This is a genomic window from Trichlorobacter thiogenes (assembly GCF_900167465.1).
GTDB lineage: Bacteria > Desulfobacterota > Desulfuromonadia > Geobacterales > Pseudopelobacteraceae > Trichlorobacter > Trichlorobacter thiogenes.
Genome location: NZ_FUWR01000002.1, coordinates 134,268 through 152,982, shown reverse-complemented (window position 1 = coordinate 152,982; position 18,715 = coordinate 134,268). Strand labels below are relative to the sequence as shown.

The 18,715-nt window shown below is 55.0% G+C and carries 14 protein-coding genes; 8 read left to right on the top strand and 6 right to left on the bottom strand.

Annotation, left to right across the window (positions count from 1 at the left end; translation table 11 throughout):
* Positions 1 to 15: 15 nt before the first annotated feature.
* From rplI to B5D39_RS03980, 3 genes are all read left to right on the top strand, one after another.
* Positions 16 to 462: a 50S ribosomal protein L9 gene (gene rplI, locus B5D39_RS03990; protein WP_078789105.1), complete on the top strand. Its 447-nt coding sequence runs from the start codon at positions 16 to 18 to the stop codon at positions 460 to 462.
* 124 nt (positions 463 to 586) lie between these two features.
* Positions 587 to 1,924 carry a hemolysin family protein gene (locus B5D39_RS03985; RefSeq protein ID WP_078789104.1) on the top strand — a complete coding sequence of 446 codons (1,338 nt, stop codon included), beginning with the start codon at positions 587 to 589 and terminating at the stop codon, positions 1,922 to 1,924.
* Between the two features lie 24 nt (positions 1,925 to 1,948).
* Positions 1,949 to 5,224 carry a DUF3971 domain-containing protein gene (locus B5D39_RS03980; protein ID WP_161947415.1) on the top strand — a complete coding sequence of 1,092 codons (3,276 nt, stop codon included), beginning with the start codon at positions 1,949 to 1,951 and terminating at the stop codon, positions 5,222 to 5,224.
* Here the strand turns inward: B5D39_RS03980 and lpxC are convergent.
* On the bottom strand, positions 5,218 to 6,045 hold the full coding sequence (gene lpxC, locus B5D39_RS03975) for a UDP-3-O-acyl-N-acetylglucosamine deacetylase (protein WP_078789102.1): 828 nt from the start codon (positions 6,043 to 6,045) through the stop codon (positions 5,218 to 5,220). The genes B5D39_RS03980 and lpxC overlap by 7 nt on opposite strands.
* Before the next feature lie 12 nt (positions 6,046 to 6,057).
* Positions 6,058 to 6,747: a serine O-acetyltransferase gene (gene cysE, locus B5D39_RS03970; RefSeq protein WP_078789101.1), complete on the bottom strand. Its 690-nt coding sequence runs from the start codon at positions 6,745 to 6,747 to the stop codon at positions 6,058 to 6,060.
* A 178-nt stretch (positions 6,748 to 6,925) separates the two neighbouring features.
* Between cysE and B5D39_RS03965 the strand changes: the two genes are divergently transcribed.
* Both B5D39_RS03965 and B5D39_RS03960 read left to right on the top strand, forming a co-directional pair.
* A complete protein-coding gene (locus tag B5D39_RS03965; protein ID WP_078789100.1) occupies positions 6,926 to 8,554 on the top strand; it encodes a fumarate hydratase in 1,629 nt (542 codons plus the stop codon).
* 80 nt (positions 8,555 to 8,634) lie between these two features.
* Entirely contained in the window at positions 8,635 to 9,519 is an 885-nt protein-coding gene (locus B5D39_RS03960; protein WP_078789099.1) for an ATP-binding protein, read from the top strand.
* Positions 9,520 to 9,553: 34 nt separating this feature from the next.
* Here B5D39_RS03960 and B5D39_RS03955 read toward each other — a convergent pair whose 3' ends face one another.
* Both B5D39_RS03955 and B5D39_RS03950 read right to left on the bottom strand, forming a co-directional pair.
* Positions 9,554 to 11,182, bottom strand: a complete 1,629-nt coding sequence (locus B5D39_RS03955; RefSeq protein ID WP_078789098.1) for an ABC-F family ATP-binding cassette domain-containing protein — start codon at positions 11,180 to 11,182, stop codon at positions 9,554 to 9,556.
* A gap of 21 nt (positions 11,183 to 11,203) precedes the next feature.
* The gene (locus tag B5D39_RS03950; protein WP_078789097.1) at positions 11,204 to 12,526 is read right to left on the bottom strand and encodes a DEAD/DEAH box helicase; all 1,323 of its coding nucleotides are present in this window, start codon (positions 12,524 to 12,526) and stop codon (positions 11,204 to 11,206) included.
* A 252-nt stretch (positions 12,527 to 12,778) separates the two neighbouring features.
* Between B5D39_RS03950 and B5D39_RS03945 the strand changes: the two genes are divergently transcribed.
* Positions 12,779 to 13,720 (top strand): class I SAM-dependent methyltransferase, encoded by a 942-nt coding sequence (locus B5D39_RS03945; protein WP_078789096.1) that lies wholly within the window; start codon positions 12,779 to 12,781, stop codon positions 13,718 to 13,720.
* A gap of 8 nt (positions 13,721 to 13,728) precedes the next feature.
* Here B5D39_RS03945 and B5D39_RS03940 read toward each other — a convergent pair whose 3' ends face one another.
* Positions 13,729 to 15,375: a putative manganese-dependent inorganic diphosphatase gene (locus tag B5D39_RS03940; protein ID WP_078789159.1), complete on the bottom strand. Its 1,647-nt coding sequence runs from the start codon at positions 15,373 to 15,375 to the stop codon at positions 13,729 to 13,731.
* 88 nt (positions 15,376 to 15,463) lie between these two features.
* Between B5D39_RS03940 and B5D39_RS03935 the strand changes: the two genes are divergently transcribed.
* Both B5D39_RS03935 and B5D39_RS03930 read left to right on the top strand, forming a co-directional pair.
* Positions 15,464 to 16,285: a nitroreductase family protein gene (locus tag B5D39_RS03935; RefSeq protein ID WP_078789095.1), complete on the top strand. Its 822-nt coding sequence runs from the start codon at positions 15,464 to 15,466 to the stop codon at positions 16,283 to 16,285.
* Positions 16,286 to 16,310: 25 nt separating this feature from the next.
* The gene (locus B5D39_RS03930) at positions 16,311 to 17,012 is read left to right on the top strand and encodes a YkgJ family cysteine cluster protein (RefSeq protein ID WP_161947414.1); all 702 of its coding nucleotides are present in this window, start codon (positions 16,311 to 16,313) and stop codon (positions 17,010 to 17,012) included.
* Here the strand turns inward: B5D39_RS03930 and B5D39_RS03925 are convergent.
* A complete protein-coding gene (locus B5D39_RS03925) occupies positions 16,984 to 18,549 on the bottom strand; it encodes a bifunctional aminoglycoside phosphotransferase/ATP-binding protein (protein WP_078789093.1) in 1,566 nt (521 codons plus the stop codon). The genes B5D39_RS03930 and B5D39_RS03925 overlap by 29 nt on opposite strands.
* Positions 18,550 to 18,715: the final 166 nt, after the last annotated feature.

Sequence of the window (18,715 nt, the reverse complement as noted above, 5' to 3'; positions counted from 1 at the left end):
AAAGGAGAAGGAAACATGAAACTAATTCTGCAAGAAAACATTGAGCATCTGGGCCAGATCGGCGACATCGTCAAGGTTGCCCCCGGCTATGGCCGCAACTACCTGCTGCCTAAAGGTCTTGCCATTGAGGCCACCGAAAAGAATGCCAAGGCACTTGACCACGCCAAGCGTCAGCTGGCTTATAAGAAGAATAAGGCTCTTGAGGCTGCCAAGAATCTGGTGGCCAAGATTGAGGCTCTGACCATCGAACTGACCCACCAGGCTGGCGAAGAAGGCAAGCTGTTTGGTTCCGTTACCAACATGGAAATCGCTGCTTTCCTGAAAGAGAACGGGTTTGATATCGACCGCAAGAAGATCGTACTGGCTGAGCCGATCAAGCAGCTGGGCGAATACACCGTACCGGTCAAGATCCACCCTGAAATCGCTGCAACCCTGAAGGTAAAGGTTTCTGCTGTCGCTTAATAGCGTTTTACCGTAGAAATGCCCCCCAAAGCCCGCCCATTGGCGGGCTTTTTTTGTTACAAGCCGACAAACAGCCCCTCAGTCGGTTGACATTCACGCTATTCCAGAGGAGAATAGCTGCGCTATGGATACTGTAACCCTTGAACTAATTGTCATCCTCTTATTGATTGGCCTGAACGGTTTTTTCTCCATGGCGGAATTTGCCATTATCTCAATCCGCAAAGGCAGGATTGCTCAGTTGGTTGCTGATGGCGACGAACGGGCAGAAATCGTCGAGCAGTTTCAAAAAGACCCACACCCCTTGCTGGCAGTTATCCAGATCGGCGTTACCGTTGCCGGATCAGCCGCGTCAACCGTTGGCGGTATTGTTGCCATTGAACACCTACGCCCAGCCCTGTTGCTGCAACCATGGCCGGTACTGCAAAAAGTTGCCGAACCTTTGGCTGCATTAACTGTCGTCATCATCGTTTCATACGTCTCCTTGATTATTGGAGAGCTGGTGCCAAAAGCGATCGGCCTGCAGTACGCCGACAAAGTTGCCCTGAGCCTTGCACGACCGATGCAGATCATTGCCAGATTAACCGCCCCAGTCGTCCTGATACTCACCTCATCGAGCAAGGCAGTACAGCATCTGATCGGACTGAAGGGTGAACAGGACGCATTCATTACCCGCGAAGAGGTACAGCATATGGTTTCAGAAGGACATGAAACCGGCGTCTTCAGCGAAACAGAGCATGAGTATATTCGCAATGTCTTTGAATTTACCCATACCTACGTTCGTGAAGTAATGGTCCCCCGCACCCGGATGGTGGCCCTTGAGCTGCAAATGAGCAGGGAGGAGCTGGTCAAGATCATTCTCGAAGCCCAATACTCACGCTATCCGGTTTATCATAATGACATTGAAGAGATTGTTGGTGTACTGCACGATAAAGACATCATGGGGGCACTGGTCAAAGGCGAAGACCTCCACCTTGAACAGGTTATGCGCCAACCGGTCTTTGTGCCGGAAGGTAAAAAGGTAAACGAACTTCTGAAAGAGATGCAGCGTACCCGCAACCATATGGCGCTGGTGGTCGATGAATATGGCGGTATCTCAGGCCTGGTTACCACAGAAGACCTGCTGGAAGAACTGGTGGGGGAAATAGAGGATGAACACGACGCCGGTGAGCCTGCCAAACTGGTACAACAGGCTGACGGCAGCTGGCTGGCAGATGGACTGGCCTCCATCTTTGACCTGCAGGAACCTTTGGGCATTAAGCTGGAAGAAGCGCCGCTGTATGAAACCGTTGCCGGTCTGGTCCTGAACGAACTGGGACACCTGCCAATCCAGGGGGAAAGCCTGGAATGGAACGGCTTCAGGCTGATCTGCGAACAGGTAACCCGCACCGCTGTCCTGCAGGTGCGGATTATTGTGCCCCAGCCTGATAGCTCTCTCCCGCAAGCGGGAACAGACGAAGCGTAAGCCGTACGCATCTCTATGCAGATCATGCCCCGACCAAAATTCATCAAACTGCTGATCCTGTTGCTGATACTCGCCGGCACCTTTTCACTGGGGCTGTCGATCCTGCTGCCCCGCCTGCTTGATCTGAACAACTATCAAACCCAGCTGATATCCCTGTTACAAAAGCAGTTAAACCGTCAGGTCCGCCTGGGAGACAGCCAGTTTTCCTGGATGTTTGGACCTGAATTTGCTTTCAAAGACCTCTATGTTCAAGAGCGGAACAGCACTCAAGAGTTCCTCTCTGCCAACCGGATTACCTTCCGTCTGGCCCTGCTGCCACTGCTCCAAAAGAAAATTGAACTACGTGAGATTGTCATAGATGGCGCCCGACTGACCCTTAGCCGCGACGAACAGGGCACCCTGAATATTGATGACCTGCTCAAACCATCAGCAGACAGCTACGACCTAAGGGCCCGAGGTGTACGGGTGCGTAACGGCACCCTGTTCTGGCATGATCAGGCAACGGATGAAACCTGTACCAACCTGACGATCTCCGGCATCAACCTGAGCCTGGATAAACTGATCCGTGGCAGAAAATGCAGTTTCAAGCTGGGGGCCACCCTTGAAGGCAGCAGCCCCGGCACCATACAGACCTCTGGCTCTGTCAAGCTGCCCAAGACAGGAGAGCTGCTCCATCAGTCAGATGTTAATGCCAAAATCGAGCTGAACCAGCTTGAATACGGACGTTTCTGGCCGTATGTCGGGGAGTATGTACCGTTTCCTTCCCCCGGTGGCACACTTAGCCTGAACCTTACGTTAAAAGGGCGTTGGCAAAACCTGCAGGCCAAAGGGTTGCTGAAGGCCCGTAATCCTGTCGTGAACTGGCCCAAGATATTTCATGGCAACGTCGCTCCCAAACAGCTGCAACTTTCGGTTGATATGAAGTGGACACCAACCCTGCTTGATATGTCAGCGGTTCAGCTCAGCGTGGATGGTTTTGATATCAAGGGCGTGGTAAAACTTAGCGATTTGAACGGCAATGATCCTCTCATCACCGTGAAGGCAGCTTCAGAATCCTTTGACTATACCCGTGTCAAAAGTTACATCCCGTTTGGGATCATTGCCGATGACACAGCCGACTTTATTGAACACAAGATCAGAGGTGGTATCTTTAAACTGACCACCGGGACCCTGAACGGACGGATCTCGCAACTGGCCCGGTTTGGTATTGGTGATAATGCCAATACACTCTATATCAGTGGCACTGCAGATAAAGCCTCTATTCAGTATGGCGAAAAGACACCAACCTTTAAACAGATCAAGGGCACCCTTGAGATGAAGGGGCGCAACTTCAACCTGATCGGTATGAGTGGCAGTTTTGGTGGTTCCCCTTTTACGCTGGATGGCACGATCACGGAATATGCAACCGAAGGAGTCCCCTCCTTTTACCCCTTTACCATGGCGATCACCCCTAAGCCTGCGGAAGTTGCCTGGCTGGCAGCACATGCCGGTGCCGAGCTCTTGCATTTTGAGGGGAATAACACCACCATGAAGTTACAGGGGGACGGCCCCAGCACGGCCTATCGCCTGGCTGGCGAATGGCTTCTGTCCAGTGCTGCATACCAGTACCCGGCACTGGTCAAAAAACCGGCCGGCATGGCAAACTCACTTACCTTCAGTGCTGTACTGGGCAAAGACGCAACCAGATTCACCTCTTTTTCCTACCTGCTATCGCCGCTAAAACTATCCGGCAACGGTCTGTTACGTTACAGCGGCACTGTTCCGAACCTTTCTTTTGCCATTGAAACCAACCAATTCCAACTGGATCAGCATCTGCCGATACTGACTGACTGGCCGCAGTATCAGCTAAAAGGGGGTGTCCAGGCACATCTGGGCGGTGCAGGAGACCCACGCAGTATCAGCTCCATGCTGTTTTCAGGCACGGTTAAACTGACTGCTTTTTCACTCAAGCCTCACCCCAAATACGCCCCGGTTAGTGACGTCTCCACCCAGATCACCTTCAAGGGCAACTCCCTTGAGACCTCGCATATGGCCATCCGCTACGGCAGCACGCCTCTTCATATCAAAGGCAGGATTGTCAGTCTGAAAAATCCCGAGGCAGAACTGTTTGCCTCATCACCAGAACTGAACCCGGTTGATTTTGGACTACCAGCCTCTGAAAAGCCGCAAAAAATCAGACAGTTCAGCACCCACCTGGCGCTCCGTGACGGACTACTGACAATCCGCAATATCACCGGAAAACTTCCCAAAACCATCTTCAGTGCATCAGGTACTATTCGGACAACAGGTGTACCTGATGCAAACCTTCGGATTGCTGCCACCTATCTGGATCTGGAAGAGGTGATTCCACTGATAGCACCGGCTCGTACTGCTCAGCCGGGGGCACAACAGAAAACAGCAACACCGTTCAAACTACAGGCGCACCTGACCGCCGAGGCTGGCAACTACCGTTCCAGCAGTTTCAGCAAACTATCTGCTTTCCTTAAAAATGAAGATGGACTGTTAAAACTACAGGGATTAAGCGCCGGTATTTTCGGAGGCAAAATCTCACTAAACGGACAACTGGCACGGACAGAAGGGCAGGCCCCCAAATGGGATCTCTCGTTCCTGCTTGAACAGGCCAAGGCCGGAGAACTGCTGCAAATCCTTGGTATCGGCAAGGAAGTACGGGGGTTGACAACCGTAAAAGGGCGACTGAGTGCCAACGGCGACCAGCTTGATGAGATCAAAAAAACTGCCAGTGGAGCTATCACCCTGAAGGTGGAACGTGGCACCTTGAAACGCTTCAACTCCCTTTCCAAGGTAATCTCAATCCTGAATGTCTCGCAACTGCTCAGTTTCAGCCTGCCTGACATGGCCCGCGATGGCATGCCGTTTAACCAGATCACCGCCAGCATCGGCATCAAAAATGGCATCCTGACCACCCAGGACTTTTTCATCGACAGCAACGTCATGCATGTCACCACCGTTGGCACCATCGACATTGTCAAAGAGACACTGGATATGCTGATCGGGGTACAGCCGCTGCAGACCGTTGACCGGATTGTCAGCCGGATTCCGGTGGTGGGCTGGATATTAAGCGGTGGCGACGGCAGCCTGATCACCACTTACTTTGAAGCCAAAGGGAGCTGGGAAAACCCGGAGGTTACGGCCATCCCGGTCAAGACCATGGCAAAAGGCACACTGGATATCTTCAGACGGGTCTTTGAACTGCCGGTACGACTCTTCACCGACAGTGGCGAGGTTATTTTAGGTAATCAGAAAGAACGGCCCAAGGCCGGAGAAGTGCAAAATCAGTAAATCTGATAGTTGGCAGGATCAGAGAAGAGTTGTTTCAAAAGCAGGTTATTCAGGTGATGGCCGGTCTTGTGGGCCTCCACCTTACCCAGAATCCGGTAACCACTGGTATAGAGATCACCGATCAGATCCAGAATCTTGTGGTTGACCAGCTCTTTACGATACCGCAGCCCTTGCGGATTCAGCACCTCATCCTCACCCACCACCACCGCATTATCCAGTGAACCACCCTTGGCCAGCCCCATTTTCTTGATCGCCTCAATCTCTTCCAACATGGTAAAGGTGCGGGAGTTGAGAATCGAAAAGGCGTTTTCCACATCTGAAACCCGGCGGCGCTGCAGGCCCACCGGTTGGCGGAATTCAATCGTCATGGTGATATCCAGGGTATTCAGCGGCTTGATCCGCACCCAGGCATCGCCGTGACTTGCTTCCACATTTTTAAGCACCTTCAGATAGATCTGCTCTTCAGGAAATTCATAGACCCCGGCCTTCCACATCCCCTGATAGAACTCCCAGGCAGAACCATCCAGAATCGGCACTTCCGGCCCATCAATATAGACCAGACAATTGGTAACACCGGCGTAGTAAAAGGCTGCCATCAGGTGCTCAATGGTGGAAACAGCAGCACCATCCCTGGCGATCAGGGTTGAAAGGCGGGTATCGGCAACCTGATCAAAGCGGGCCGGAATCTGCACGCCGTTCAACACAAAGACAATCCCCTGTTCGCGGCGGGGCAGGAATTCCAGATTGACCGGATGGCCAGAATGCAGGCCGATGCCGGAAAGCTTGAAGATACGGTTGATGGTGGTCTGTCGTTTGATCATGGCTGGGTTATCTCATGATTTAGGGGTTGCGTCAACCAGCTGTTTTCTCAGCGCTTCATGTTCTTTCTGCAGACTGTCGTACTTCTGTTCCAGCCCCTTTAGCTGATCAAACAGACAGGCGATGGCCGTGGCTGATGGGTCAGGCATCTTGCCATGCTCAAGATCAGGTCGTCCTTCCTTTGCCGCTTCAGGCGCCAGGACGATTTTGCCGGGAATCCCCACCACCGTTGCGTTGGGGGGCACCTCTTTTACCACCACCGAATTAGAACCGATCCTGGCACCCCGCCCCACCGTAAACGGCCCCAGCACCTTGGCCCCGGAACCGATCACTACCTTATCTTCCAGGGTCGGGTGGCGCTTGACCTTATCCCAGGTAACGCCACCCAGCGTCACCCCATGATAGATCGTGACATCATCACCGATCTCGGCTGTCTCGCCGATTACCACCCCCATGCCGTGGTCAATGAAAAACCGTTTGCCGATCTTTGCGCCGGGGTGAATCTCAATCCCGGTCACAAAGCGGGAAAACTGGGAGACAAAACGTCCCAGAAAAAACAGTTCCTGCCTCCAGAACCAGTGGGCAATCCGGTGCAGCCAGACCGCATGCAGACCAGGATAGCAGACCAGCACCTCAAGGGTACTACGGGCTGCCGGATCGCGGTCAAAGACCGAGTTGATGTCATCACGCATCTGATTGAACATAAAACCCCCTTATTCGGCACAGGTACAGTTTTCAGGCTACCATACAGGACTATTTGAGTCAACTTTGATACTGACAACTTAGCACTCGACAAAAACCGCTGTTTTGCATACTATGCCGAAGATTTTGTATACACTATCGGACATTGTTCCGAACCTTCTATCGAAAGGAGTTTTACGCATGTCAACCAAACCGTTCGTGTATCAGGAGCCGTTCCCACTTGGCAAGGATGAGACCAACTACTACAAGATTGAGGGTTCGGAGAAGTATGTCTCCGTTGCAGAATTTGACGGCAAGCCGGTGGTCAAGGTTGATCCTGAGGCACTGACCGTGCTGGCTAACCAGGCCATGAAGGACCTCTCCTTCCTGCTACGCCCCAGCCACAATGAGCAGGTTGCCAAGATTCTGGCTGATCCTGAGGCATCCCAGAACGATAAAGGGGTTGCGCTGGCCTTCCTGCGTAACGCCATGGTTTCTGCCAAGTTTGAACTGCCCCTCTGCCAGGATACCGGCACCGCAACCGTGGTTGCCAAGAAAGGCCAGCAGATCTGGACCGGTGGCAATGACGAAGAGTTTATCTCCAAAGGGGTCTACAAGACCTATACCGAAGAGAACCTACGCTACTCCCAGACCGTTGCCCTGAATATGTATGACGAAGTCAACACCGGCACCAACCTGCCAGCCCAGATCGATATCATGGCCACCAGCGGTGATTATTACAAGTTCCTGTTCATGGCCAAAGGTGGCGGTTCTGCCAACAAGACCATGCTGTATCAGGAGACCAAGGCGCTCTTGACCCCTGACAAGCTGGAGAAGTACCTGATTGAGAAGATGAAATACCTGGGCACCGCTGCCTGCCCTCCCTACCATATCGCCTTTGTGATCGGCGGCACCTCTGCTGATGCCTGCATGAAGACCGTCAAGCTGGCCACTGCCCGTGATATTGATGGACTGCCCACCGAAGGCAATGCCCACGGCCAGGCCTTCCGCGACGTAGAACTGGAAGCAAAACTGCTGACCGCTGCCCAGAAGCTGGGGATCGGCGCACAGTTCGGCGGCAAGTACTTTGCCCATGATGTCCGCGTAATCCGCCTGCCCCGCCACGGTGCTTCCTGCCCGGTTGGCATGGCTGTTTCCTGCTCCGCAGACCGTAACCTGAAGGCAAAAATCACCAAGGACGGCCTGTTCATTGAGCAGCTGGACCGCGATCCAGGTCGTCTGCTGCCAGAGCAGTACCGGATGGCCAAGCATGAGCATGGCCATAAGATTGACCTGTCCAAGCCTCTGGCTGAGACCCTGAAGGAGCTATCCGGCCTTAAGGTTGGTGATGCACTGCTGCTGAACGGCACCATCGTGGTTGGTCGTGACATCGCCCACGCCAAGTTCAAAGAGATCCTGGACTCCGGCAAGCCGCTGCCTGACTACCTCAAAAACTACCCGATCTACTACGCTGGCCCGGCCAAGACCCCGGCAGGCAAGCCCTCTGGCTCCTTCGGCCCCACCACTGCCGGTCGGATGGACTCCTACGTTGACCTGCTGCAGGCCAACGGCGGCTCCATGATCATGATCGCCAAAGGTAACCGTAGCCAGCAGGTCACCGACGCCTGTCAGAAGCACGGCGGCTTCTACCTGGGCTCCATCGGCGGCCCGGCGGCCATCCTGGCTGACGAAAACATCAAGAAGGTTGAGTGCATTGACTTCCCTGAACTGGGGATGGAAGCGGTCTGGAAGATTGAAGTGGAGAACTTCCCTGCCTTTATTCTGGTTGATGATAAAGGGAATGACTTCTTCAAGCAGTTAGGCCTGTAGGATCAAGTTGTATATAGGTAACACCGAGCCCCCGGTGATGAACCGGGGGCTCTTTTATATCAATCAAAAGTGAGATGATTATGTTTAACCTGAAACCTGAAGTAGTTGCCCGCCTGGAGCGGGTCTTGAGTTCCGTTGAGATGCTGCTGCCCCGCGCTGTTGCGCCGATTGACTGGTCTACCTGCTACGCTGCCAACTGGCGCCGCCACTCCTTTTCAGGCTACCTGGAGGCGGTGCGGGTGACCGACACCACCACCATGGAAGAACTGCTGGGGGTGGATGAGCAGAAAGCAACCATGATGCACAATACCCGCCAGTTCCTGCTGGGACTGCCTGCCAACAACGCCCTGTTGTGGGGTTCGCGGGGTACCGGCAAATCATCACTGGTCAAGGCGCTGATGAACAAATTTGCCCCGGAAGGGTTGCGGGTCATTCAGATTGAAAAAGAAGATCTGATCTATCTGTCCGAGATCTTCAGCGCCGTAGAAAATCAGCCCTACCGCTTCATCCTGCTCTGCGATGACCTGACCTTTGAGGTGGGGGAACTCAGCTACAAGATGCTCAAGAGCGCCCTGGATGGCTCGGTCTACTCACCGCCGGAAAACGTGCTGATCTACGTCACCTCCAACCGTCGCCACCTGCTGCCTGAGTATGAGTCTGATCATATTGGCGGTAAGTTTGTACGTGGCGAGCTGCAGCAGAGCGAGGCGATGGAGGAAAAGGTCTCCCTGTCTGACCGCTTTGGCCTCTGGGTCGCTTTCTACGCCTTTTCACAGGATCGCTACATTGATGCAGTCCGGCTCAGCATCAGCCGCGAGGCCCGTGACCGCAAGGTAGAGATCCCCTGGACCAAGGAACTGGAGCGGGAGGCGATCCAGTGGTCACAAGAAAAGAGCAAACGCTGCGGACGCACCGCCTATCAGTTTTCCAAGAACTACGTGGGTAAATTCCTGCTGCCTGCCTGAGAAACAGAAAAGCCCGCGAAAGCGGGCTTTATCGTTAATGGGCAAAGTGGTGTGACTTCTCCAGGTAGTATTCGTAATTCCCTTCATAGGGCCGCATCTCGCCGTGATCCACCTCAATCACCCGATCCACCAGACAGCGCAGGAAGTGGCGGTCGTGGCTGACCAGCATCACGGTGCCGGTAAAGTTCTGCAGGGCATTCAGCAGCATCTCCCGTGAGCGGATATCCAGGTGGTTGGTCGGTTCGTCAAGGATCAGAAAGTTGATCGGCCTAGCCAGCAGGGTTGCCAGCACCACCCGGCTCTTCTCACCACCGGAGAGGTTTTCAATCTTTTTATCAACGGCATCGCCGGAGAACAGGAAGGCCCCCAGCAGGTTCATGATTACCCCACGGTTGGCCAGCGGGAGCGTATCCTGCACCGTCTCAAAGATGCTCTTTTTCGGGTCAAGAACCTCCATGGCATGCTGACTGAAATAGCCCAGCTCCACATTGGCACCCAAAGCTACCGTACCACCCGTGGGCTCAGTCTGACCGGCCAGCACCTTCAGGAAGGTGGATTTACCGGCGCCGTTCACCCCCACCACCGCAATCTTGCTCTGGCGCTTGATAATACCGCTGACCCCGGAAAAGACCGGCTTAACACCGCCATCGGGCAGAGGCCATTCTTTTGCCAGATTGTCCATCACCACCACATCATCGCCGCTGCGGGGCGGTTCGGCAAAATCAAAACGGACAGTCCGTTCTTCAGCAGGAATCTCGATCCGCTCGATCTTATCAATCTTCTTGACCCGTGACTGCACCTGGGCTGCGTGGGAGGCCCGGGCTGCAAAGCGGGCTATGAACTCCTCTTCCTTGGCCAGCATATCCTGTTGCCGCTTGTGGCTGGCCAGCAGCTGTTCATGCCTGATCTCACGCTCTTTCTCGTAGAAATCATAATTGCCGCCATAGGTGGTGACGGTCTTGTTGGCCACCTCTACGATGCGGGTCACGATCCGGTTCATAAAGTCCCGATCGTGGCTGGTCATCAGCAGGGCACCATCAAAGGTGTCAGCCAGCCATTCCTCCAGCCAGACGATCGACTCCACATCCAGGTGGTTGGTGGGCTCGTCCAGCAGCAGCACATCCGGCTTCAAAGTCAGGATCTTGGCCAGGGCGATCCGCATCTTCCAACCACCGGAGAAGGACTCCACCGGATGATTGAAACGGTCCGGCCCGACGCCTAAGCCGGTCAGCACGGTCTGGGCGCGGGTGTCCAGATCATAGCCACCACGGTGTTCAAACTCTTCCTGTGCCACACCGTAACGATCCAGCAGGGAGGCCAACTCATCATCAGACTGGGGCTCACACATGGCTGCCTCCATCTCCTTCAGCTCACCAGCCAGACGCATGGTCTCGGCTGATCCGGCCATCACCTCTTCCAGCGCGCTTCTGCCGGACATATCCCCCACATCCTGGGAAAAATAGCCGATGGTGGTCCGCTTGGCGCAGGTCATATCGCCGCTATCAGCCTCTTCTTCACCGGTAATAATCCGGAAGATAGTGGTCTTGCCAGCGCCATTGGGGCCGACCAGACCGGTACGGGAACCGGGCAGGATCTGGAATGAGGCATCGCGGAACAGGACCTGCGAGCCATGCTGTTTGGTGATGTTTGACAGGTGAACCATTTAGCAAACTCCAATAGAAGATTAACGTGGACGTGATGACCGCTGCGGATGCCGTACTCCACCTGCTGGCGCAGCAGGCTTTGACCCGGCTGGTTTATGCCCTGCAGCGGCTGGTGCTGTACCCTGCCCTGCTGCCGGCTTGGGCGCTGGTTTCTTTGCCTTGGGCTGGTTCCGTGGCGGACGCGGTGGCCGGGCAAACTCGTCATCCTTGCGGGGGGCAGGTACGGCGTAATCAAACCCCTCCACAGTGCGGCGTTCAATGGCAGCCCCCAGGGTGCGCTCAATCGCCTTGACCATGGCAGTATCCTCATCGGTTATCATGGTAAAGGCATCACCGTTTCTGGCGGCCCGGCCGGTGCGGCCGATCCGGTGGATATAGGCCTCGCTGGTGTCCGGGATATCATAGTTGATCACGTGGGACACCTGTGACACATCAATCCCCCGGGCAGCGATGTCGGTTGCCACCAGGATCTGGTAGGTGCCGTTACGGAAGCCGTCCATGGCCGCCTGACGCCGGTTTTGTGAAAGGTTACCCTGCAGTGAGGCTGCGGTGTAGCCTGCCTTTTCCAGCTGCTCCCCTACCCGCTTGGCGCGGTGCTTGGTGCGGGTAAAGATCAGCACTGAATTGGTATCGGTATGCTTCAGCAACTGCATCAGCAGCCCTGTCTTTAGGTGCTGGGCCACGGGATACAACGCGTGACTGACCGTGGCTGCCGGAGCAACATGATCCACCTGCACTGTGGCCGGATCGCGCAGGATCTCACGGGCCAGGCCGCGAATCTCGGTCGGCATGGTGGCTGAGAACAACATGGTTTGACGCTGTGATGGCAGATGCTTCAAAATGCGGCGGATATCGGGCAGAAAACCCATATCAAACATCTGGTCTGCCTCATCCAGCACCAGCAGCTCCAGGTTAGTCAGGTCTATCGTGCCCTGGTTAATATGATCCAGCAGACGGCCAGGGCAGGCCACCACAATCTCCACCCCGTTTTTGAGCTTCTCAATCTGCGGATTAACGTTGACGCCACCGTAGACAGTGATGCTTTTCAGGCGGGTCTGCTGGCCAAGTTCCAATATGGCGTCATTGATCTGCTCTGCCAGCTCGCGGGTAGGGGCGATCACCAGGGCGCGTACCTGCTTGCGCGGCCCCTGCATCAGACGGTGCAGGATCGGCAGGGCAAAGGCAGCGGTTTTGCCGGTGCCGGTCTGGGCCAACCCCATCAGGTCATGGCCTGCCATGATCTTTGGTATTGCCTGAGCTTGAATAGGTGTGGGGGTGGTGTAGCCAAGGGCGGTGATTCCTGCAACCACCTTGGGGTGAAAACTAAACTGTTGAAACGGCATGAACGTCCTTCTTTCTGTGGTGCTCAAGAAAAAAGCCCCGAAATTGTCCGGGGCTACAAGTGCTATGAAACTCGTGATCTTCCTGAAACAGTTTGTAATGGTAGAGAGAGTACCAGTTAGACAGGTAGGCTGTCAAACAGAAAGCCGGTTACAGCAGCATCCTTTGTTGCCTTACGGAAGAAGCCTGCAGTATACTTTGCCAAACATCCGCTCACCCACTATTCTTGTTCAAGGATCACCAGACCACTCACCATGAAACGATTCCTGCTCCCACACCTGATCTGCCCTGCCTGTCTGCCCAAAGAATATCCGCTAAACCTGAAAACAGATCGTGAAGCAGATGGAGATATCATCAGCGGCACCCTGACCTGTACAACGTGCAAGCGACGTTTCCCCATCAAGGAAGGAATTGCCCACCTGCTGCCTGATCCTGACAGCAGCCCTGCTGGCGCACAATGGCGTTATGAAGAAAAGGGGATGACTGACCGCTACCTCTGGAGTCACTATGGTGATCTGCTGGGGGATACCGTACATGAAGGGCTTGCTATCCCGTGGGCAGACTGCCTGTCCAAGGCTGCTGCAGCAGGCTTTGATGCAGGCTGTTCAGTGGGCAGGATTACCTTTGAGATGGCCAGCCGCTGCAATCTGGCCGTGGGATGTGACCTTTCCCACGGTTTTATCAAGACCGCCCGTACTCTTGCATTAAAGCGGAAGTTGGATTTCACTCTGCCCCTGGAAGGAAATCTGACTGAGACATTCCACCTGTCTCTGCCTGAATCATGGCGCACTGACAATGTTGAGTTTGTAATTGCTGATGCGTTGCGGCTGCCGTTTAGCGCCAACTGCTTTGATCAGATCGCCTCACTGAACCTGCTGGACCGTGTCAGCTATCCACTTGCCCATCTGTTTGAGATGAACCGGGTAGCAGCGCCCCAAAACGCCTCATTCCTGTTTGCAGACCCGTTTTCATGGTCCACAACTGCGGCAGCTGAAGAACGCTGGCTGGGCGGCACCACAACCGGACCTTACAAAGGAAGAGGGAAAGATAATGTGCGCGGATTGCTGGAGGGGAAAGACGGGATTCTTGTACCAGCCTGGACCATTGCCCAGACTGGTACACATGCCTGGAAGATGCGCACCCATTGCAACCATTATGAGGTTATTACCAGCGAGTATCTGGTTGCTGAACGATAAACCGCTGCCTACAACGCCCCCAGCACCTTCAGCAGGTGCGGTACCATCTGCTTCTTGCGGGACATGACCCCTTTCAGTTCATACAGGTGTGGTTCAACCTGGGGGTAGCCCATCAGGTGGGCCAGCTCGTTCTTGCCCTCTGCCAGAAACAGGGTAGTTTCGCTATAGATGTCAGTTACCATCAAACCAGCCAAATCAAGCTTGTCAGCCTGTTTTACCTGACGTAATACGTCCCAAAGCTGATCCTTCAATTCATAAAATTCATCAAAGCCGACCACCTCAACCTGACCGACTCCGAACAGGGTATCACCGGCAGTAAACTCTTTAAAGTCGGCCCGCACCGCTTTTTCAAGGGTGGCATGGGCAGAAAAGCCACTGCAGGAGGCAAAGATATCCTTGCCAAAGGCAGCATGCTCAAGCCCGGCAATCGGCTCCAGCCAGGCCACCAGTTCACGATCGCGAGACGTGGTGGTGGGAGATTTAAGGATAACCGTATCAGACATGATCCCTGCCAGCAGCAGGGCTGCGATCGGCTGTTCCGGCTCCATCCCCCGTTCACGGTAGAGTGAGGCCACAATTGAGCAGGTACTGCCCACCGGGGCTGCCATAAAGGTGATCGGCTGATTAGTGGGAGGGTTACCCAGTTTGTGGTGGTCAATTACCGCCAGGATCTCCACCGATTCTGCACCGGGCACCGCCTGGGTCAGTTCATTATGGTCCACCAGGATCAGGGCATAGGGCAGCGGAGTCAACAGGGATGATTTGGTGGCCACCCCAGCGATGCTGCCATCCTCTTCCACCGCAACCACGGCCGGTTCGCCGGAATGCAGCAGCTTCAGGCGCAGATGCTCCACCGACTCCATCACCCCGATCCGCTCAAACTTCTGATCCACAAAACAGGCCAGTGGTGTGGAGAGCCGGGCCAGCGAGGCTGCTGTGGCGGTATCATGGGGGGTTGAGAAGACGGTAACGCCACGTTCTTTTGCCACAAGCAACAGGTCATCACGCACCGGCAGGCCGCCGGTGATCACCAGCAGCCGCACACCGGATTCAATGGCCGATTGCTGGATCGAGGGACGGTCGCCGGTCATGATCAGCAGGCTGGCCGGGTCGTAGCCTTCAATCCGTTTGCTGAACGACTCTTCCGTCATGGCGCCGATAAACAGGTGCAGGTGCTCCATCTGATCAGCAGGCGCACCGCACAGTACCGTGGCCTCCAGACAACGTGCCAGGGCTGCCAGACTGCTATCCACCCCCCGCCGCCGGTCAGTACCGGCCACCAGATATTTTTCAGACAGCTTGAGCAGGGAAACCACCCCTTGGGGCTTGCGCTCCTGATCAACCACCGGCAGCACCCGGATGGCATGGCGGTGGAACAGCTCAAGGGCATCCTTCAGTGGCAGGTCAGTAGGGGCAGTCACCGGGCTGCGGCTGATCACATCCCGCACCTTGGGGTGGACATCAGCCAGAGAGGTGGGTGGATCAATCCCCAGCCGTTTCAGGATATAGCTGGTCTGCGGGTTGGGTTGCCCGGCCATGGCGGCAACAACATTGTTGTGTCCGAGACTGCGCCGAAAGGCGGCGTAGGCGATGGCAGAGGCGATGGAGTCGGTATCCGGGTTACGGTGGCCGATAACGTAGATTTTTTCATGCATAGCTGATTCTCCCAAGGTTGTGTCAAACCGCATGATATGACAGAATGCAATTCTGTGCATCAGGAAATCAGCTTCAAGCGAGGTTGTTATGCCAACTCTGAAGGTAAACCATGCCGACTGCACCTGTTGCGGCGAATGCGCCGCCACCTGCCCGCTACGGATCATCCGTCTGCCGGACGGCAGTTTTCCCCGTTTTTGCGATGATGGGGCTGAGCGCTGCATCATCTGCGGCCACTGCGAAGCGGTCTGCCCCACTGCAGCCATAACCGTAGAGGACCCACGGCTTGATCCAACAACCTACCCTGCCCTGCATGCCCCTATCCCCAAGAAGCAATTTGCCCACCACCTGCGGATGCGACGTTCCATCAGACGCTTCAGCCCTGAACCGGTTGAACGGGAAACGCTGCAGGAACTGTTGGACCTGATGCGCTACGCCCCCACCGGCATGAACTGCCAGGAACTGCAATGGCTGGTAATCTACGATACGGATGAACTGCGTCGTCTGTCAGGATTAGTGGTGGACTGGATGCGGCACCTGGCAAGTCAGATATCTCCTGCGGGGCTTAACGTCAATTTTGAGGGGATGATCAAGTCATGGGACAAAGGCAATGACCCGATCAGTCGTAAGGCGCCGCATCTGGTGCTGACCCATACCCATAAGGATTTTTCCATAGGCACGGTAGATGGCTTGATCGCCCTGTCCTATCTGGACCTGGCGGCCCCTGCCTATGGGATTGGAACCTGCTGGGCCGGTTACTTCCAGTATGCCTGCGAAAGCTGGCAACCGTTACGGGATGCCCTGGCGCTGCCGGAAGGGCACCAACCGAGCTATGCCATGCTGCTGGGCAAACCGGCGGTTCGCTACCAGCGACCTCCCAAGCGGAATTTTGGCAACGTCGTCTGGCGTTGACAGGTTAAAGATGGAGAGTCATCCCATGAAAGAACTGCTTGATTCAGTACAGGAACGCCAGGATTGTTTCGACCACCTGATCACTGCCTGGAGCTCCGAATACCGCCAGCGTGGCGGCAGTATCCACTGCGGCAAAGGCTGCAGCGGCTGCTGTTCACTGGTGGTTAACTGCACCTTCCCTGAGGCGCTGCTGGTGGCAGCTGCGCTTGATAAGGAACAGCACGAACGGTTGAAAGCACAGATCGCAGGGATAAAGCATGCTGCCGACAGCTCTGCCAGTCTCAAGGAATGGCTGCACGCCTACCGTTTCAAGGCTGGCCCCTGCCCCTTCCTTGATCAGACCGGTGCCTGCGGCGTCTATGCCTCACGCCCCCTTTCCTGCCGTTCGCTGCTTGCCACCAAAGAACCTGCGTGGTGCGTAACCGATTTCGCCAGCCTTGACAGCAATGAGAAGCAGGCCTTTATGGAATCACTGGATCGATCCGCAGTGGCTTTTCCAACCCATTATGCGGCAACACCGCAGGAGATCGGACAGGAGCTTGAGGAAGCCACCCTGAAGCAGATGGAAACAGTTTACGTATTTTCATTACTAGGGTCATTGCCCTGGTTGGTCTGGCTTGAGCTTGAACATCAGCTGAGCAGACGTTTGGCTGATGGACCTGATGCAGTGCAGGAGTATCTGACAGCAGAAGGGTTGGCTAACCCGTTTCTGATTGTGCTTGGCTAAGCTGATTGAGGATTGCCTCAACCATGGTAAACGGCTCTTCAGTTGCATCCAGGACGATTAGCAGCCCTTCATCTGCAGTTGGCGGCTCAGCAGACTTCATCTGCTGCAGAAAGACCTGCCAGGTACCGTCGGAAGCCGAGTCCCCCCTGGCCTGCCGTTGTTCCAGACGCTGCCTGACCAGCTCATCAGGACAGGACAGTTGGAGAATAACCACCCTGGCACCGGACTCCGCAGCCAACCGGACAAAACGCTCCCGGCCACGTCGCTGGAGAAACGTGGCATCCAGAATAACACTGGCCTGTGCTGCCAGACACTGTCTGGCCAGTTCAAACAGGCGGTCATAGGTCGCCTGATTCCAGGCTGGGGTATAGATGTCAGCATTCCGCTCGGTAGCCGCCACACCGGCCAACCACTTCCGTTCCAGATCCGAAGAAAAATGCGCCATCCCCAGCTGAAAAGCCAGCTCATCGGCCAGGGCGGTCTTGCCGCAACCGGTTGGCCCACAGGTAAGAAACAGGATTTTGGGTAGCTGTTCACGCAACAGATAGCCTCTGGCAAGCCGGAAGAACCGCTGCGCCCGGACAGCAGCAGCTGTTTTCTGTTCCTGTGCAATCAGCGGGTCATCTAGACGAAAGCTCTCCACCTTGCCCCGCACAAAGGCCCGGTTAGCCAGATACAGCGGTAGAACCTGCCGCAGACCAGTATCCCCGCTGTAAAACCGGTAACGCTCAACAAATCGCTCCGCCAGATCACGGCGGCCATGATTCTCCAGATCCATTGCCAGAAACGCCACATCAGCGGCAGTATCGCTGTAACGAAACTTTTCATTAAACTCAATACAGTCAAAGATATGTACCTGACCATCCAAACAGATATTCTCAGTATGCAGATCACCATCGCATTCGCGGATATACCCTTGCTGCAGGCGCCGTTGAAACAGTGATGAGTCCTGTTCCAAACGCCGCAATGCCAGTTCCGCAATCATGGCATGGTCCTGCTCCGACAAGGTTCGGCCACAATAGGGCGCAGCCTGCCGCAGGTTTTCCAGCCAGTTGCTCCTGATCGCCTCCACCGTGCCAAACAGGGCAATGCCGTTACTCCGCTCAGACTCTGCATGAAAGCGGGCCACCTTCTTTGCTATGGCATCAATATCCGCTTCTGTTACCCCACCCTGCTCCAGCAGGCAGGACATCATCCGTTCCTGGGGCATCCTGAGCATCTTGACCGCATACTCCACTACCGGCCCATCAGCCTGAAAACTCAGCATGCCATCAGCATCCAGATACAGCGCAACCAGATCGAGGTAGATATCAGGAGAGAGCCGCCGGTTCAGACGCAACTCTTCATGGCAATAAAAGCGGCGCTTCTCAAGGGAGGTAAAATCAAGAAAACCAAAATCAACCGGTTTCTTGATCTTGTAGACATACCGGTCAGTCAGAAAAAGGTGAGAGATATGGGTCTGCAGATGCTGCACTGCGGTGGTGGGGTCAGGGTAAATGCCTGGATTCAGCAGTTGATCAATCATGGGACGATCCATAGCATTCTCCTTGTGTGTAGAGACTTTAACCCATAAAAAGCAGTTGCACGCGGAGGCACGGAGACGCGAAGAGTAAAGTCATTTGGCTACGCCATGTTATTGTTTCACCTGTAGGGTTGTTCCTTATTTTAGGCACCTACTTGATTTTATCCGCGAGCTCGCGGCC

Excerpts from the sequence above, each read along its gene's own strand:
- B5D39_RS03930 (WP_161947414.1), top strand. The coding sequence starts at position 16,311 with ATGAAAGAACTGCTTGATTCAGTACAGGAACGCCAGGATTGTTTCGAC.
- B5D39_RS03955 (WP_078789098.1), bottom strand. The coding sequence starts at position 11,182 with ATGGTTCACCTGTCAAACATCACCAAACAGCATGGCTCGCAGGTCCTG.
- B5D39_RS03950 (WP_078789097.1), bottom strand. The coding sequence starts at position 12,526 with ATGCCGTTTCAACAGTTTAGTTTTCACCCCAAGGTGGTTGCAGGAATC.
- lpxC (WP_078789102.1), bottom strand. The coding sequence starts at position 6,045 with ATGATCAAACGACAGACCACCATCAACCGTATCTTCAAGCTTTCCGGC.
- B5D39_RS03925 (WP_078789093.1), bottom strand. The coding sequence starts at position 18,549 with ATGGATCGTCCCATGATTGATCAACTGCTGAATCCAGGCATTTACCCT.
- B5D39_RS03935 (WP_078789095.1), top strand. The coding sequence starts at position 15,464 with ATGCCAACTCTGAAGGTAAACCATGCCGACTGCACCTGTTGCGGCGAA.
- rplI (WP_078789105.1), top strand. The coding sequence starts at position 16 with ATGAAACTAATTCTGCAAGAAAACATTGAGCATCTGGGCCAGATCGGC.
- B5D39_RS03985 (WP_078789104.1), top strand. The coding sequence starts at position 587 with ATGGATACTGTAACCCTTGAACTAATTGTCATCCTCTTATTGATTGGC.
- B5D39_RS03980 (WP_161947415.1), top strand. The coding sequence starts at position 1,949 with ATGCCCCGACCAAAATTCATCAAACTGCTGATCCTGTTGCTGATACTC.
- cysE (WP_078789101.1), bottom strand. The coding sequence starts at position 6,747 with ATGTTCAATCAGATGCGTGATGACATCAACTCGGTCTTTGACCGCGAT.
- B5D39_RS03965 (WP_078789100.1), top strand. The coding sequence starts at position 6,926 with ATGTCAACCAAACCGTTCGTGTATCAGGAGCCGTTCCCACTTGGCAAG.
- B5D39_RS03945 (WP_078789096.1), top strand. The coding sequence starts at position 12,779 with ATGAAACGATTCCTGCTCCCACACCTGATCTGCCCTGCCTGTCTGCCC.
- B5D39_RS03960 (WP_078789099.1), top strand. The coding sequence starts at position 8,635 with ATGTTTAACCTGAAACCTGAAGTAGTTGCCCGCCTGGAGCGGGTCTTG.
- B5D39_RS03940 (WP_078789159.1), bottom strand. The coding sequence starts at position 15,375 with ATGCATGAAAAAATCTACGTTATCGGCCACCGTAACCCGGATACCGAC.